The organism is Streptomyces sp. NPDC102490 (genome assembly GCF_044765285.1).
Classification (GTDB): Bacteria; Actinomycetota; Actinomycetes; order Streptomycetales; family Streptomycetaceae; genus Streptomyces.
Map to the genome: position 1 here is coordinate 396,336 of NZ_JBIWJU010000003.1, position 15,054 is coordinate 411,389.

General features: G+C 70.9%; 12 protein-coding genes, 1 pseudogene and 1 CRISPR repeat array. Of the genes and pseudogenes, 10 read left to right on the forward strand and 3 right to left on the reverse strand.

Translation table 11 applies throughout. The features are described from left to right. Positions 1–71: 71 nt before the first annotated feature. A complete protein-coding gene (locus tag ACIRGB_RS08405; RefSeq protein ID WP_403860157.1) occupies positions 72–1,064 on the reverse strand; it encodes an NAD-dependent epimerase/dehydratase family protein in 993 nt (330 codons plus the stop codon). Positions 1,065–1,193: 129 nt separating this feature from the next. Here ACIRGB_RS08405 and ACIRGB_RS08410 point away from each other — a divergent pair, with 129 nt between their 5' ends. The 3 genes from ACIRGB_RS08410 to ACIRGB_RS08420 all read left to right on the forward strand — a co-directional run bounded on the left by ACIRGB_RS08410 (position 1,194) and on the right by ACIRGB_RS08420 (position 3,462). Next, positions 1,194–2,015 (forward strand): polysaccharide deacetylase family protein, encoded by an 822-nt coding sequence (locus ACIRGB_RS08410; protein WP_403860160.1) that lies wholly within the window; start codon positions 1,194–1,196, stop codon positions 2,013–2,015. Positions 2,016–2,054: 39 nt separating this feature from the next. Further along, complete coding sequence (locus tag ACIRGB_RS08415; RefSeq protein ID WP_403860163.1) at positions 2,055–2,495, forward strand: SRPBCC family protein; 441 nt, start codon at positions 2,055–2,057, stop codon at positions 2,493–2,495. A gap of 85 nt (positions 2,496–2,580) precedes the next feature. Next, positions 2,581–3,462 (forward strand): endonuclease/exonuclease/phosphatase family protein, encoded by an 882-nt coding sequence (locus ACIRGB_RS08420; RefSeq protein ID WP_403860166.1) that lies wholly within the window; start codon positions 2,581–2,583, stop codon positions 3,460–3,462. 137 nt (positions 3,463–3,599) lie between these two features. Here ACIRGB_RS08420 and ACIRGB_RS08425 read toward each other — a convergent pair whose 3' ends face one another. Next, positions 3,600–4,133: a hypothetical protein gene (locus tag ACIRGB_RS08425; protein WP_403860169.1), complete on the reverse strand. Its 534-nt coding sequence runs from the start codon at positions 4,131–4,133 to the stop codon at positions 3,600–3,602. Positions 4,134–4,334: 201 nt separating this feature from the next. Continuing rightward, positions 4,335–5,827: a CRISPR direct-repeat array (repeat unit 29 nt; unit sequence GGGACCATCCCCGCGGGTGCGGGGAGCAG). Positions 5,828–6,182: 355 nt separating this feature from the next. Between ACIRGB_RS08425 and ACIRGB_RS08430 the strand changes: the two genes are divergently transcribed. Further along, complete coding sequence (locus tag ACIRGB_RS08430; protein WP_403860172.1) at positions 6,183–7,202, forward strand: NAD-dependent epimerase/dehydratase family protein; 1,020 nt, start codon at positions 6,183–6,185, stop codon at positions 7,200–7,202. A gap of 50 nt (positions 7,203–7,252) precedes the next feature. Here the strand turns inward: ACIRGB_RS08430 and ACIRGB_RS08435 are convergent, their stop codons facing one another. After that, a complete protein-coding gene (locus tag ACIRGB_RS08435) occupies positions 7,253–8,578 on the reverse strand; it encodes a DNA-binding protein (protein ID WP_403860175.1) in 1,326 nt (441 codons plus the stop codon). 428 nt (positions 8,579–9,006) lie between these two features. Here ACIRGB_RS08435 and ACIRGB_RS08440 point away from each other — a divergent pair, with 428 nt between their 5' ends. The 6 genes and pseudogenes from ACIRGB_RS08440 to ACIRGB_RS08465 all read left to right on the forward strand — a co-directional run bounded on the left by ACIRGB_RS08440 (position 9,007) and on the right by ACIRGB_RS08465 (position 15,050). After that, positions 9,007–9,375 (forward strand): hypothetical protein, encoded by a 369-nt coding sequence (locus ACIRGB_RS08440; protein WP_403860178.1) that lies wholly within the window; start codon positions 9,007–9,009, stop codon positions 9,373–9,375. 29 nt (positions 9,376–9,404) lie between these two features. Beyond that, positions 9,405–9,668, forward strand: a pseudogene (locus tag ACIRGB_RS08445) (DUF6302 family protein); the annotation flags it as partial. A gap of 297 nt (positions 9,669–9,965) precedes the next feature. After that, positions 9,966–10,388 (forward strand): ATP-binding protein, encoded by a 423-nt coding sequence (locus tag ACIRGB_RS08450; protein WP_403860643.1) that lies wholly within the window; start codon positions 9,966–9,968, stop codon positions 10,386–10,388. A gap of 234 nt (positions 10,389–10,622) precedes the next feature. After that, positions 10,623–10,799: an FxLD family lantipeptide gene (locus ACIRGB_RS08455; protein WP_403860181.1), complete on the forward strand. Its 177-nt coding sequence runs from the start codon at positions 10,623–10,625 to the stop codon at positions 10,797–10,799. A 100-nt stretch (positions 10,800–10,899) separates the two neighbouring features. Continuing rightward, the gene (locus tag ACIRGB_RS08460; protein WP_403860184.1) at positions 10,900–13,911 is read left to right on the forward strand and encodes a lantibiotic dehydratase; all 3,012 of its coding nucleotides are present in this window, start codon (positions 10,900–10,902) and stop codon (positions 13,909–13,911) included. Continuing rightward, positions 13,908–15,050, forward strand: coding sequence for a lanthionine synthetase C family protein (locus ACIRGB_RS08465; protein WP_403860187.1), 1,143 nt, complete (start codon positions 13,908–13,910; stop codon positions 15,048–15,050). Before ACIRGB_RS08460 ends, ACIRGB_RS08465 begins: the two co-directional genes overlap by 4 nt. Positions 15,051–15,054 lie beyond the last annotated feature (4 nt).

Consider the following 15,054-nt stretch of genomic DNA (forward strand, 5'->3'; position numbering starts at 1 on the left):
AAACACTTGGAGACTGGTCACTTCCGGAGATAACCCGAATTGTCACCGTAAGTGACCATTCCGGGTCCGCGTCAGGCGGCGACGGCGTGCGCGAACCAGCCGATGGTGCGCTCCAGGCCCTCGTTCCAGCTCACGCGCGGCCGCCAGCCCAGCCGTTCCCGGGCCAGGGTGGTGTCCGGCTTGCGCCGGCCGGGGTCGTCGACGGGGCGCTCGACGAAGCGGATGCGGGAGCCGGAGCCGGTGAGATCCACGATCCGGCGGGCCAGTTCCAGCATGGTGATCTCGTCGTCGCCGCCGATGTTCATCGGCCCGGTCTCCCCGGACGCGGCGAGGGCCAGGACGCCCGCCACGGTGTCGTCGACGTAGCACAGGGAGCGGGTCTGGCCGCCGTCTCCGGCGACGGTGAGCGGCATGCCGTCCAGCGCCTGCGCGATGAAGGTCGGGACGGCCCGGCCGTCGCCGGTGCGCATGCGGGGGCCGTACGTGTTGAAGATCCGGACGATGGCGGTGTCGGTGCCGTGCACCTGGCGGTGGGCGGTGACCAGGGCCTCGGCGAAGCGCTTGGACTCGTCGTAGACGCTGCGCGGGCCGATCGGGTTGACGTTGCCCCAGTACGTCTCGCGCTGCGGGTGCTCCAGCGGGTCGCCGTAGACCTCGGAGGTGGAGGCGAGCAGGAAGCGGGCGCCGTCGGCGTGGGCCCGCTCCAGGGCGTTGCGGGTGCCGGTGCTGCCGACGTCGAGGGTCTCCAGCGGCAGCCGGAGGTAGTCGACGGGCGAGGCCGGGCAGGCGAAGTGCAGGACCAGGTCGAAGCGTCCGGGCAGGCCGCGCAGGGCCGCCGGGTCGGTGGCGTCGCCCCGGACGAACCGGAAGCCGCGCCGCCGTTCCAGCTCGGCCACGTTGGCGCGGGAGCCGGTGGCCAGGTTGTCGAGGCAGACGACGTCGGTCCCGGCGTCGAGCAGGCGGCCGCACAGGTGCGATCCCACGAATCCGGCTCCGCCGGTCACCAGGGCCCGGCGCCAGGTGCGTCCGCTTCGGGGGCCGGTGGCCCCGGGGCTCTCGCTCACGGGCTTCTCCTCACTCTCGCCGTCACTTATGTGTCGGTTTGAGTAGCCCGGCCACCCCTCCTCTATCTCGAACGCTCATTCGAGGGGGCACTATGCACCGCGTATATACTCGCAGCGTATAGTCCTCGCATGCCTTCGCTGACCAGGAAGACGACCAAACCGGGGACCAGGTTGCGTGTGCTCGCGACCTTCGCGGCCGCGGCCTCGCTCACCCTCGCGCTGAGCGGCTGCACGAAGCTGGAGACGCACTCCCCCAGCTCCGTCCGCAACGCCGCCGACGCCCAGGCCGACGGCAAGGCCGTCGCGTCCGGCGCCCAGGCCCGCGCGGGCGGGCTCGGCACCGTGGACTGCGCGCACGCCAAGTGCATCGCGCTGACCTTCGACGCCGGACCGAGCGAGAACTCCGCCCGGCTGCTCGACATCCTCAAGGAGAAGCAGGTCCCGGCGACCTTCTTCCTGCTCGGCAAGCGGCACATCGACACCTATCCCGAGCTTGTCAGGCGCATGGCCGACGAGGGCCACGAGGTGGCCAGCCACACCTGGACCCACAAGATCCTCACGGACGCCGAACCGGACGAGATACGGGACGAGCTGGAGCGCCCGAACAAGGAGATAGAGCGCCTCACCGGCCGGCGCCCCACGCTGATGCGCCCGCCGCAGGGCCGCACGGACGACACCGTGCACGACATCAGCCGCGAGCTGGGTCTCGCGGAGGTGCTGTGGACCGTGACCGCCAAGGACTACAAGACCAACGACTCCGACCTGATCACCGAGCGGGTCCTGGACCAGGCGTCCCGGGACGGCATCATCCTGCTGCACGACATCTACGACGGCACCGTGCCCGCCGTGCCCGGGATCATCGACGCGCTCAAGAAGCGGGGCTACGTCTTCGTGACGGTCCCCCAGCTGATGGCCCCGGGGAAGGCCGAGCCGGGCAAGGTCTACCGCTAGGACGGCTTCACCGGCGGACGCGTTGCCTACGATCGTCCGGTGGCCCTCTTCTCGCTCGAACGCACCGTTCCGCTCGCCCCGGCCGAGGCCTGGCACCGGCTCACCCGGTGGGAGCGCCACGGCGACACCGTGCCGCTGACCCGGGTCACCGCCGGACCGCCCGGCCCCACCCGCCGGGGCACGCTGGTCGTGGCCCGCACGGGGGTGGGACCGCTCGCCTTCGCCGACCCGATGGAGGTCACGGTCTGGCAGCCCCCGCGGGAGGACGCCCCCGGCCGGTGCCGGCTGGTCAAGCGCGGCCGGGTGGTCCGGGGCTGGGCGGAGATCGAGGTCGGGGCGGGGCCCGGCGGCCGGACGCGCGTCGGGTGGCGCGAGGAGCTGGACGTCCGGTTCCTGCCGCCCCTCCTCGACGGACTCCTCGCCCGCGCGGGACGCCACGTCTTCGGCCGCACCGTCGACCACCTGCTCCGCCGACCGTGAACCGGGGGCAGCGGGCAGGGAACGGCTCACGGACGAGATCGAGCCGCGCGCCTCGCCGACGCCGTTTCCCGCGTACCGTGCCGGCATGTCTCTCAGAGCGCGCACCTTCACCCAACTGACCCTCGCGGGTGCTTTGTTGACCCTGGCCGTGACGGCCCCGACCGCCTCCGCCGCCGACCGGGGCCCCTCGGTCCCGCTGCGCATCGCCACCTACAACATCCACGCCGGGACGGGCTCGGACGGCGTCTTCGACCTCGACCGGCAGGCCGCCGCGCTGCGCGCCCTGGACGCGGACGTGATCGGCCTCCAGGAGGTCGACGTGCACTGGGGAGCCCGCAGTCAGGGGCTCGACGTGGCCGGGGAGCTGGCCCGGCGGCTCGGCATGCGGGTGTCCTTCGCGCCGATCTACAGCCTCGACCCCGTGACGGCGGGCGGACCCCGGCGCGAGTACGGCGTGGCGGTGCTCTCCCGCTTCCCGGTCCGTTCCGCGACGAACCACGAGATCACGCGCCTGTCCACGCAGGAGGAGAACCCGGTGCCGGCCCCCGCGCCCGGCTTCGGCGAGGTGACGCTCAAGGTCCGCGGGGTGCCGGTGCAGGTCTTCGTGACCCACCTCGACTACCGGGCGGACCCGTCGGTGCGCCGGGCCCAGGTCGCCGACACCCGGCGGATCATGGCCCGGGAGCGCGCGGAGTTGCCGGGCGCGCGCCAGTTCCTGCTGGGCGACTTCAACGCCGAGCCCCCGGCACCCGAACTGGCACCGCTGTGGCAGGAGTTGCGCGACGCAGGGGCGGGCACCCCCGGCACGTACCCGGCGGAGGCCCCGGTCAAGCGGATCGACTACGTGGCCGTGGACAAGGCCGTACGCGTACGAACCGCCACGGTCCCGACCGAGCCCACAGCCTCCGACCACCGCCCGGTGGTCGCGGACGTGTCCTTGCCCAGGGGGGTCCCGGGCCGGGGGTGAGGCAGACTCTTCGGAGTCCGCTGCCGAGGGGCTCCGGGAACCGTGGGACGCCGGACGACACAGGGGAAAGCACGTGGGGGCTCTGCTCCGCGAGCAAAGTTCGGCGGGGTCTGCTCGTCTTCCTATACCGCTCAGGGTTAGTCGATGCTGGCGTCTGTCTCCGGAGCCTTCCGGACATTGTTCCTCAGGTTGGCGAACGGCAGAGCTCCTCCGTGGACTTCTTTGAACTCGTCGATCAGGCACTGTTCAGCCTCACCCGGGTCACCCTCGACCATCGGCCGCCAGGCGACGAGCAGCGCGTCCGAGTCGGCCAACTGCCAGATGTAACGTCCACCCCAGTGGCCGGCCAGCAGACCGGTGCCGTGGCGGCGGTAGTCGGCAAGCCGCTGCTTCAGTCCGTCCCGACCCGCGGCCTTGCCGATGTATACGACCGTTGCCCCCTCCACCCAGGCATCGCCGAGTTGGTCGGCGGTAACGGAGGGGTCGCGTCCCTTGAGGTGCCCGGCCGGACTGGTGGGGAGGAACGACGGGGGCGAGGCGTCCGTACGGATCACCACGTAGATTCCGTGCCCGGTGGGGACGTTGCTGCCGGGCAATCGACGGAACGGCACGAAGCCGAGGAAGCCACGTACAGCCAGGGTCCTCTGCGTCAGTTCTACTGTCGGGCTCATGCCAGGCATCGTGCCAGGCGCGTCTGACAGTTTCGGCGGTGCGCGTCGTACCGCCACGGTGCGGGGCCCGGTCAACGGCCTGTCCCCGCACCGTTGTCAGCCCCGAACCCGTGGTGGGCGATGAGTCGAGCGACGGAGTTGGAAGGCTCCGAGGCCGCCTCCATCCCGCATCCCCACCACAACCAGCTGCCCGACTACACCGGGGACCATCCCCGCGGTGCGGGGAGCAGCGGTGCGCCGGTCCACTATGAGTCCGTCGGACGGGACCATCCCCGCGGGGGCGGGGAGCAGGGCCAGTCCCATCTCGGCGGCCTGGGAGCGCAGGGACCATCCCCGCGGGTGCGGGGAGCAGTTCGGGGCCTGGACCGCCTCGTCGGCGAGACCGGGACCATCCCCGCGGGCGCGGGGAGCAGCCCATGGGGGTACGACAAATGACAGACAGTTAGGGACCATCCCCGCGGGTGCGGGGAGCAGGACTACCGCGGCCTGGCCCTCGGCCTGGACGTGGGACCATCCCCGCGGGTGCGGGGAGCAGTTGGGGTTTTGCGTACCTACGGGCGAAATATCGGGACCATCCCCGCGGGTGCGGGGAGCAGGCCCGGCCATCAGGTAACCGAACACGAGCTTGGGGACCATACCCGCGGGTGCGGGGAGCAGATGATGGAGGGTGCTCTCTCCGGCGGCGCCTGGGGACCATCCCCGCGGGTGCGGGGAGCAGTTCGGGTACATGGCGGGCTGGCGCACGTCAGAGGGACCATCCCCGCGGGTGCGGGGAGCAGAGCAGGTCGGCTGGCTCCATCGCGTCTTCTCCGGGACCATCCCCGCGGGTGCGGGGAGCAGTGGGAGCACGCCGAAGCGCCCGAGCTGCCCGAGGGACCGTCCCCGCGGGTGCGGGGAGCAGTCGACGAACCAGGTGATGCCGCCGATGACCTTGGGACCATCCCCGCGGGTGCGGGGAGCAGGACTCCTGGACCGGCATCCGGAACACGAGCCTGGGACCATCCCCGCGGGTGCGGGGAGCAGCACTGATCGCGGCGGGTGGCGCCGGCGTCGCGGGGACCATCCCCGCGGGTGCGGGGAGCAGTACGCGTCGAGCGGACCGGTGTGCAGGAGCTTGGGACCATCCCCGCGGGTGCGGGGAGCAGGAGTGGCACGGTGAACGAGGCAACCTGGTGGAGGGACCATCCCCGCGGGTGCGGGGAGCAGTTGACCGGGCCGAACGGCCCCTTCGCGTTGCGGGGACCATCCCCGCGGGTGCGGGGAGCAGGTCGACGAGATCACGCCCATCGAGTACGCAGCGGGACCATCCCCGCGGGTGCGGGGAGCAGCTGGTGCTGAAGGTGGCCATCGCAGAGCGGGAGGGACCATCCCCGCGGGTGCGGGGAGCAGTCGGAGTCGGCGTGGCCCCAGTCGATCGCCCGGGGACCATCCCCGCGGGTGCGGGGAGCAGTATCTCACCCCCGCCTTCCAGGTCCCGAGCATGGGACCATCCCCGCGGGTGCGGGGAGCAGGGGGGCAGTGCGCGCCGTGTTGTTGACTTGACGGGACCATCCCCGCGGGTGCGGGGAGCAGACGAGTCCGTCGAAGTCGACGGGGCGCCAGTCGGGACCATCCCCGCGGGTGCGGGGAGCAGTGTACGCGGCCTTCCCGGTGGACAAGCCCAGGGGGACCATCCCCGCGGGTGCGGGGAGCAGACTGATTGACCTGCGAGTTTACGGGCTCGGGGGCCTGTTCTCAGTAATCTTTGCAGATTCCGGCAAATGCGACATGGGTGGTGTCAATCCCTAGGCGGTTTCAGAACTGACTGATCAGCCCCTCACACCAGTTCGGGGTGCGGCCGAGCTGGGCCTGCTGGCGTCTCAGATCAAGCTGATGCCTGGTCACCTTGGCAGCCACTGGCGTGCAGTCCTCCGTCGGCGTCGAGCAGGTTCAGAGGAATCACGCTCCCGGCGTTGCCGCCACCTCTGACGTGCGAGCCCCTGCGCTCGTGGGTCTGCCAGCGGCGTAGCTCGCCTGTCGTCCGCGCCCCAGGCAGGGCAGGATCAGGGCATGAGGATTCTCGTCATGGGCGGAACATGGTTTCTGGGCAAGGCAATTGCGGAGACCGCGCTGGCCCGAGGGTGGGACGTCACCACCTTCAACCGCGGTCGGTCCGGCGTGGACGTGCCCGGTGTGGAGGCGGTCCACGGTGACCGCACGGTCCAGGAGGATCTGCGGAAGCTCGCGCAGCACGGACCGTGGGACGCCGTCGTCGACACGTCCAGCTCGGAGCTGCCGCCCCGCGAGGTCGGCTTGGCCACCAGCACGCTGGCCGGGCACGCACGCCGTTGGGTGCACCTGTCCACCGTCTCGGTCTACGAAGGCTGGCCGCACGAGCCGTTGACGGAGGATTCCCCCCTGCTGCGGTGCCCGGCCGACGCCGACGGGTCGTTCGGCTACACCGGGGAGGACGGCAGCCCCACGAAGTACGGCTTCCAGAAGGCCGGCGGGGAGCGGGCCGTCACCGAGGCCTTCGGCGACGAGGCGGTCTTCCTCCGGCCGGGCGTCATTCTGGGGCCCGGTGAATACGTGGGCCGGCTGCCCTGGTGGCTGGAGCGCGCGCAGCGCGGTGGACGCGTGCTCGCGCCCGCGCCCGCTGAGCAGCGGATCCAGCCGGTGGACGTCCGGGACGTCGCAGCCTTCGCCGTGCATCTGGCCGCCACCCCCCGCACAGGCCGCGGTGCCTTCAACGTGACGCATCCCGACGGGATCTCGTTCGGCGACTTCCTCGCCGAGTGCTTGCGGGTCACGGGGAGCAGCGGGACGCCGGTCTGGGTGGACCCGGCCGTGCTGACGGAGCACGGCGTGAAGCAGTGGACCGAGGTCCCCCTGTGGCGCACCCACGCAGGTGTCTGGGCGGTGGACTCCCGGCGTGCGGTCGAGGCGGGTCTTCGCTGCCGGCCGATCGCCGACACGGTGCGGGACACCTGGGAGTGGTGGGCGGGAGACGGACGCCCCGTGAACCACCCGCGACGGGCGGAGCACGGGATTGCGGCGGAGAAGGAGGCGCGGATCCTCGCCTCCCTGTGAACCACTGTCGTCCGGGCGCCCCTCTCGTCCGATCCCCGTGTTCTCCGCGATCAGGGCCCGATGGCCAGGAGTGCCGCGGACGGGCCGAGTCGGTACGGCGGGGAGACCCGAGTGAACTCCTCGACCTGTTCACGCAGTTGCGACGGGAGGTGCGAGCCGTGGTAGTGCGGCCGTGCCAGGTGCCTGCCGATCCGGGCCGTCCGGACGACGACGCCCGTCTTGCGCTGCTCGGCCGGCACGTCCCAGAGCGGCACCAGCGCCTCCGCCGCGCCTTCCACGTTGCCGGACAGGAGACGGGCGTACGCCAGATCGGCTGCCGCGCCCGCCAGAACGTGAGGGGACTGCCCGTCCCGCGCCCGCTGCCCGAGGAGGGCGATGGCGCGGCCGGCCTCAGCCTCGGCCTGCTCCGCCTCCCCCATGAGCAGCGCCGTCGTGCTGTTGGACATGGCCAGCCGTTCCTCGGAGAAGCCGAACTCGCCGCCCACCTCGTCGTGCAGCTCGTCGCGCGCGTCCTGGCCGCGGTCCTGGGAGAGCCGGATGGTGCGACGTGCCGACTCGATGTCGCCGAGGTGGGCGTACGCCCGAGCGGCGATGGCGTTCAGGCGCTGTCGGGCCACGTCGCCGAGCCCGGCGTACGACAGTGCTCGCCGCGCCTTCGCCAGGGCCTCGTTCGACTCGCCCGAGTGGTAGGCGATGTAGGCCAGGGTGCCGTCGGCGTAGGCCTGCAAGGGCGCGAAGCGCGTGCTCTCCCCGTACACGGCCGCGGTGCGGGCCAGGGTACGGGCGCTGGGGAAGTAGCCCAGGTCGAACGCAGCGACCGCGAGAAGCGCGGCCGTCTGCCCGTTGAGGATCATCAAGGTCTGCTGCTGGAACGGGACCTGCGTGCGGTCCCGGTGTCGCTCGATCTCGCGGCGCAGGTTGTCGGCCGTTTCGTAGGCGCCTGCGGTCGGCAGGCTGTGGTAGCGCCGGGCGAGGCTCACCACATGGTCGCGGAGTTCGTCGATGGTGTTGTCGGAGATGGACGCCGCGGCGGTCGCGTCGGCGCCGTCGTGGGCTTCACGTGCGGTCATCTGAACTCGCTCTTCCAGGTCGAACGCGGATACCTGGGAATCGTCCGCCGGCAGTGCAGCGAAGAGTTGAGCTGCAGTGTGCCCGGGCCACATGGCCTCCAGGACGTGGCAGGTCTCCGGCCCCGGTAACCCGGTGAGCTTGCCGCCGGTCCAGCGCCGGAACTGCGTCTCCCCGCACGTCGGGTTGTTGGGGCTGTTGCCGAAGAGGCGAACGCCGGTCTCGTTGAACCTCTTGTCGAACCGGCGGTAGGTGAGCTTGTCCCGGTCGCACAGCTTGGCGAGCAGTGTCCTCGGTTCGCTTCTCATCCCGCCCCCAAGTCTGCGGAGCCGCGCCTCACGGCCTGCGGATGGATCCCTTCCCCTGAAGGGGACCCCGGCTCCCCGTTGGGCGGCAATACGCCTCGTGCGGAAGCCACTTCAAAGCTATCCCGAGGCCAGGTGTGTCACCCGTAGGAACCGCAGGAGCCATGCTCCAGGCCATGGCGGGGCCACGTGCAGTGGGTGAACGATGATCGCCGATAGTCACTGAAAGTGCGCGTCCGAGCACAGTCGACGGAGGTGGGGGGCCGATAGCGATGACCCTCATAGAGCGCATCACACCGCCTTCCCTTCCCCGTTCCCAGATCCTCAAAGGAAACCGCCCCATGGCGCCTGCCACAACCGCCGCGAAAGCTCCGCCCGCTCCCCCGCCCGTTTCACCCGTCCCGCTCTGGACCCAGCACGGGGAGGACCTCGTGCGCATCGTCGTCATGCTCGGATCCGGCCTCCCGGTCGACCGTGCGTTCGATGACGTGGCAGCAGTCTTCGGACACGGAGCCGATCCGGCCGAGGACGGCGTCCCCGTCCTAGTCGAGCGCGCCCGCAGGACCAGCGAAGCGCCGGGCCACCTCGCGGCCCTGGCCGACGCTGTGACCGAAAAGCAGCCCGGCGAACCGGAAGTCAGGGCGCGGCTCATCGCGAGGGCGAACGACGCCCTGATGCAGCCGACGTGTTCGGACGGTATGACTCGGCTCGGTCACCTTCGCCGCCTCGCTCTCGCCACTCAGGGCCTGTTGGAGCTGTTGCTGCCGGACGGCGAGGAGGCGACACCATGGTCGGTCTGACACCACCGGCGGAGTCCGACGTCGTCGTCATGCCTCCGGCCGAGGCGTACGACTTCGAGTACTTCCGGGCCCGGGTGGATGCCGGACTCCTGTTGCGAAGCATCGCCGTCTGCGTGTTCCGCATGCCGCTCCTCGCCGTGCCGGTGGGCGGGATCAGGCGCGGCGGCCGGTTCGGTGCCGACAGTCTCGCCGTGGCGCTGGCCGTCCGTGACGTCTTGGCCTCCCTCAACGGCTTCCCCGGCTCGCGCATCACGTGGCAGCGCAGACCGCGCTCCTCGTACGCCGTCGAGTGGGGGGGGACCATCCTCCGGCCACATGGGACGACGACAACGAGCGCCTGGCCTTCTACGGACTCACGCGGCCCGCCCCCGGCCTCGAACCCGAACCTGGCTCCCACGACCGCGCCCGGGCCTCCCCTCCCGCCGTCTCCAGCAGTTCCTCCACAGCTCCGTACAGCCGCGGCCCTCGCTGAAAAGGGGCCGGACGTGCACATTCATGGATCAAGGAGTCTCCTCATGTCCTCCAGACCTGCCGGAGTGACGACAGCGGTAGGGACCCATCACACAGCCCCGCTTGTCGACGGGGAATTGATGAACGAGCGGATCGTGGTGGCCCCTCGCCGCAGTGACGGCAGGCCCCGCTCCCGGGATGCGGCGCGGGTGGGCGTCCTCCGCCGGATCGCCGCCGCCAAGCTCAAGCACCACGGGCTCGACATGCTGATCAACGACGTCCTGCTCATTTCCTCCGAACTGCTGACGAACGCCCTGCTGCACAGCGGAACGACGGAGTTCACGCTGAACCTCACCGTCCGGAGCGGATGCCTCCGCATCGCCGTCATCGACGACATGCCGGGTCGAGCGGAGCTCAGGGAGATCGACAACGAGGCCGAGACAGGGCGTGGGCTGAGGCTCGTTGAAGTCCTGGCCGAGCAGAGCGGCGGCACCTGGGGCACCAGCGAGGACGGCGCAGCGACCTGGTGCAGCCTTCCCGTACCCACCGGGCAGCGGCAGTGACGCCACCGGTCACCGGGCCGGCGTACGGCCGGCCCCGCCCAGCACCACCCTGGGCCTCGCCCGCCGGCCCGGACGCCGTGGGGCCCGCCATGCGCTGGCGCCGTATTGCTGTGCCAAGCAGCGTCCCAGTTGCAGGCTGCACCCGCACGGCGCGGCACGGCAGCCCGCACCTGGGGTCCTGAGATCCCCTGCCCCCCGCCCGTTCGAGGGCGGACCGACCACCAAGGAGCATCAATGTCCAACCCGACCTACCAGCCTCCACAGCCGACCGCAGCCATGGCTGAGCCCTTGCCCGTCGAGGAGTGGGAACTGATCACCACAGTCACCCGGGCTCCGACCCCGATCGTCGAGGCCTGCGGCACCGGTGACGGCTGCGCCAAGACCTGCGCCTCGTCCTGCGCATCGAGCTGACACGCATGCTCCTCGCGGCGGTGCGGTGTGCTCTCCCGCGCCCGCACCGCCGTACCGACGCACCGCCCACCGAGGAATCGCCGATGATGAGGAATCGCCGATGACGACGCGTCCTGTCTTCCGCAGGCACGGTGACGTGCTGGTCCTGCGTGCCGCCGTCCTACCGGTACGGGCCCGCCCGGACGACTGGCCCGATGTCGAATCGCTCAACAGTTGCCGCCTCTGGCTCACCCGTGTGTGGAGCAACGATGCTTTTGTCGTTCCGCTGCGCGCGGCGTCTCCGCGGCTGGTCGGCTTCGTCGAGAGGATTCTCAACGGCAACGAAGTCCCTCAGAAGCGGGTCCGCAGCGCGACCCTGTCCGTCGCCGGCTACCTTCTGCGGGCATCGGCCCGAGCAACGCCCTTCGGTCTCTTCGCCGGTGTGGCGCTCGCCGACGTCGGGCCGGTGTCCGCGAAGCTCGGTACCGGTCACCGGGCCGTGGCGCGCCCTGACACCCTATGGGTGGATCACGTGCGCCGTACGCTGCAGTGTCGCGCCGATGTGCTTCCGCATCTGAGCATCCAGGTCAACACCGTGTCCTTCCGGCGCGGCAACACCATCTGCACACCCCGGCCGGGCGGCCGCCTGGCGGGCGCGCCGGTGCCCCCTCCCCTGGCCGTCCTCTTGAGGGCGGCGGCCACACCGACGTCGGGCCGCCGCCTCCTTGAGGCGCTGGCCGAGGCGGGCGGCCTGCCCGAACAAGCCGTCCGCCTGATCGGGCAGGCTCTGGAAGACGGGTATCTAACCAGCGATATCGCCGCTCCCATGACGGTCGAGGATCCCGCCCGGCACATCGTGAGCACACTGCGGCCTCATGGGGACACGCTCGAACCGGACACGGTCCGGATCATCGACCGCCTCGGGAAAACGGGACGGGGCCTCGCTCTGCACAATCGGGCTGAGCCCGAGGCAGCCCCCGGACTACGCACCCTGGCCGACAAGGGGATGCACGAGATCGAGCCGACCGACTGCCGGAGCAGGATCAGCCTGGACCTGTGCGTTGATGCCCAGGTAACCGTGCCTCACCAGGTCCTGGACGAGGTGGAACGTGCCGCACACACGCTCGTACGCCTGACCCGTGCCCAAGGGGAATCACCTGCATGGGCCGCCTACCAGACGCATTTCTGGGAGCGTTACGGCGCCGGGGTCCTGGTCCCCGTCCGTGACGCTGCCGACCTGGCCGCAGGCGTCGGGCTCCCCGCCGACTATCCGATGTCGGTGTGGAGCGAGGCACCGCTCAGGGTGCTGCCGCGCGACGAACAACTGGCGGCACGAGCCATGCAGGCGGCCATGACCGGGGACCGCGAGATCGTCTTCACGGAGCAGGACATCGACGATCTCGCCGGCAGCGGGCCGGAGATGCCGACGGCGCCGCACGTGGAGATCGGTTTCAGGATCCGGGCCGTCGACAAGGAAGCCTTGGGGAACGGGGACTTCACGCTCGACGTGCGGCCGGCGTGGACGGCCGGCGTCCTGTCCGGCCGCTTCGCCTCCCTGCTGGGACGCCGACTGTCGGACCTGTACCGAACACTGCCCACCATGACCCGAGGAGCCCTGCCCGCACAGCTCTCGTTCGTGCCGGACTTCCCGCACGCCCAGAACGTTTCCCGTATCCCCGCCCTGTTGCCCTACATCATCCCCGCGGGCGAGACGCGGGCGGCGACAAACGGCCTCATCGCTATCGACGACCTCGCTGTGTTCTCCACGGGAGAGCATCTGCACCTCGTCAGCATGTCCCGGCGGCGCATCGTCGAGCCACACATCCTTCACCCCCTCGCCCTGGAGAAGCAGGCTCCTCCGTTGGTCCGGTTCCTGGCCCAGCTGGGGCGTGGCTTCGCGACGGCGTGGACCGCATTCGACTGGGGACCGGTCGCCTCCGCGCTCCCCTATCTGCCGCGTGTCCGCCATCGCCGCACCGTTCTGACCCCGGCGCGGTGGAAGCTGTCCGCCGCGTACCTGCCGGCCGGTCCGTTCGGGCCGGCCTGGCACAAGGCGCTGGCCGAATGGGCAGCCACCTGGCGATGCCCGGCCGGGGTGCAACTGCTGGACGACGACCGCAGCATGGCCCTGGACCGGACGGAACCCCTCCACGCACGCCTCATTCACCAACACCTTCGCCGCAACACGCACACGGTGCTCACCGAGGCCGTGCACGACGATGAACTCGGCTGGCTGGGCCACGCCCACGAGTTCACCGTCCCGCTGGCCACGACGCGCCCCCAGGCGCCGCACCCGGATCTGACCCGCGCCCCCGTGGTGACGAACCAGAGCCTGGCGCACCCCGGAGACACCGAGCAACGATGGACTCAGGCGAAGGTGTTCACCCACCCCACCGCCATGGATCAGATCCTGACACTGTGGCTACCCCAACTGCTCGACACGCTCGGGACCTCCGACGTGTGGTACGTGCGGTACAGATCCTTGCAGGAGACCGACCATCTCCGAATCCGCGTGCCCACCGGTGGGCCGGACGACCGCCAGGCCGCCCTGCGCCTGCGCGCCCTGTCCAACTGGATGAAGCGGCTCACCGAAGAGCGACTCGCCTCGCAGCTCGTCCTCGACGGCTACCGACCCGAGACCGGCCGCTACGGCACCGGGACGGCGATGGACGCGGCCGAGAACGTGTTCGTCGCCGACAGCCTCGTGGCCCGCTACGCTCTCACCGACGTGCCCGCCCTGGAGAGGGAAGCGGTCTGCGCCCTGAACATGGTCGACATGGCAGAGGGATTCCTCGGCACCGACGAGGGCCGGGCCTGGACGGCGCGAACTCCCGCACGGACTCCGGCGCGTGGCACGGATCGTCTCGACGTTACACGGCAGACCGTCGACCATGTGCAGGCCGACCCCCTGCTGAACGCGACGCCCCGCCTCACCCAGGCCATCGCCCAGCGGCGGGCCGCGCTGGGGGCCTACCGAACGCAGACCGACACGAGCCGTCTGGGGCAGTCCCTCGAATCCCTGCTCCACATGCACCACAACCGGCTGATCGGTCCCGACCGGGACAGTGAGGCCGCGGCTCGCCACGCAGCACGGCAGGCCTGCCGATCCTTGTTACTGAGGAGGACGCCATGAATCACGACGACCTCGGCGGCGGCCTCGCCGGAAACGCCCTGTACGAGATGGTGGTCGCCCGTGAGCAAGGCGACTGGAGGGCGGCCCATGCCGCGGCGAAGGCGATCAGCTCCCGTCCCGTCGCCGCTCACCCGGCACAGGCCAACCTCTACCGAGGCGCGCCCGCGGTCGCATACGTCCTGCACATCGCGGGAAACTCGGCTTACGCGCGGTCCCTCGCCCAGCTCGACGCCGAGACGGTCGCGATCGTCTCGGACCGACTGGATGCCGCGCACCGCCGCATGGACAACGGACGTCCGCCACGCCTACGGGAGTACGACCTGATCAGTGGTCTCACCGGCCTCGGTGCGTACCTCCTCCACCGTGGCCGCGACAACGTCCTCAATCACGTGCTGCGCTACCTGGTGCGGCTGCTCACCGGGCCTCTCACCATCGACGGTCACCGAGTCCCCGGATGGTGGGCGGCGACCGACCCGCGCGATGCGGTCGGCACCGGCCGGTTTGCGCATGGCCACGCGAATTTCGGGATCGCGCACGGTGTGGCCGGCCCGCTCGCCCTCCTCGCCCTGGCCCGCCGCGCCGGCCACACCGTCGACGGGCAGGGCGATGCCCTGGCCGAGGGCATCGCCCACCTCACCGCGTGGGCGCAGCCCTTCGACAACGGCAGCATCGGCTGGCCCGAACTCCTGCCCCTGGACGCCTACCGGAAAGGCCCTGAGCCGGCAGCCGCACCGGGCCGCCCCTCGTGGTGCTACGGCACCCCCGGCATCACGCGCGCCCTGCAACTCGCTGCGCTCGCCCTCCACGACGACACGGCCCGCCACCTCGCGGAACGTACGGCGTTCCAGGCAGTCACCGACTTCCGGCAGACCTGTCAGATCACCGAGGCGTCGGTCTGCCATGGATGGGCGGGGCTGCTCCTGGCCACCGACCGGATCGCCTCCGACGCCGCGCTCCCCGACCTCACCGGCGAACTTCCGGGGCTGCACGCACGCCTTGAGTCCGCCATGGCGCGGGCCGAGACACCCGAGGACGCCGGACTGCTCACCGGCAACGCCGGCGTCCGCCTCACCCAGTACACGCTCAACACCTCCCGCCCCCTCGACCTGGGGTGGGAGACGTGCCTCCTCCTCAATTGAAAGC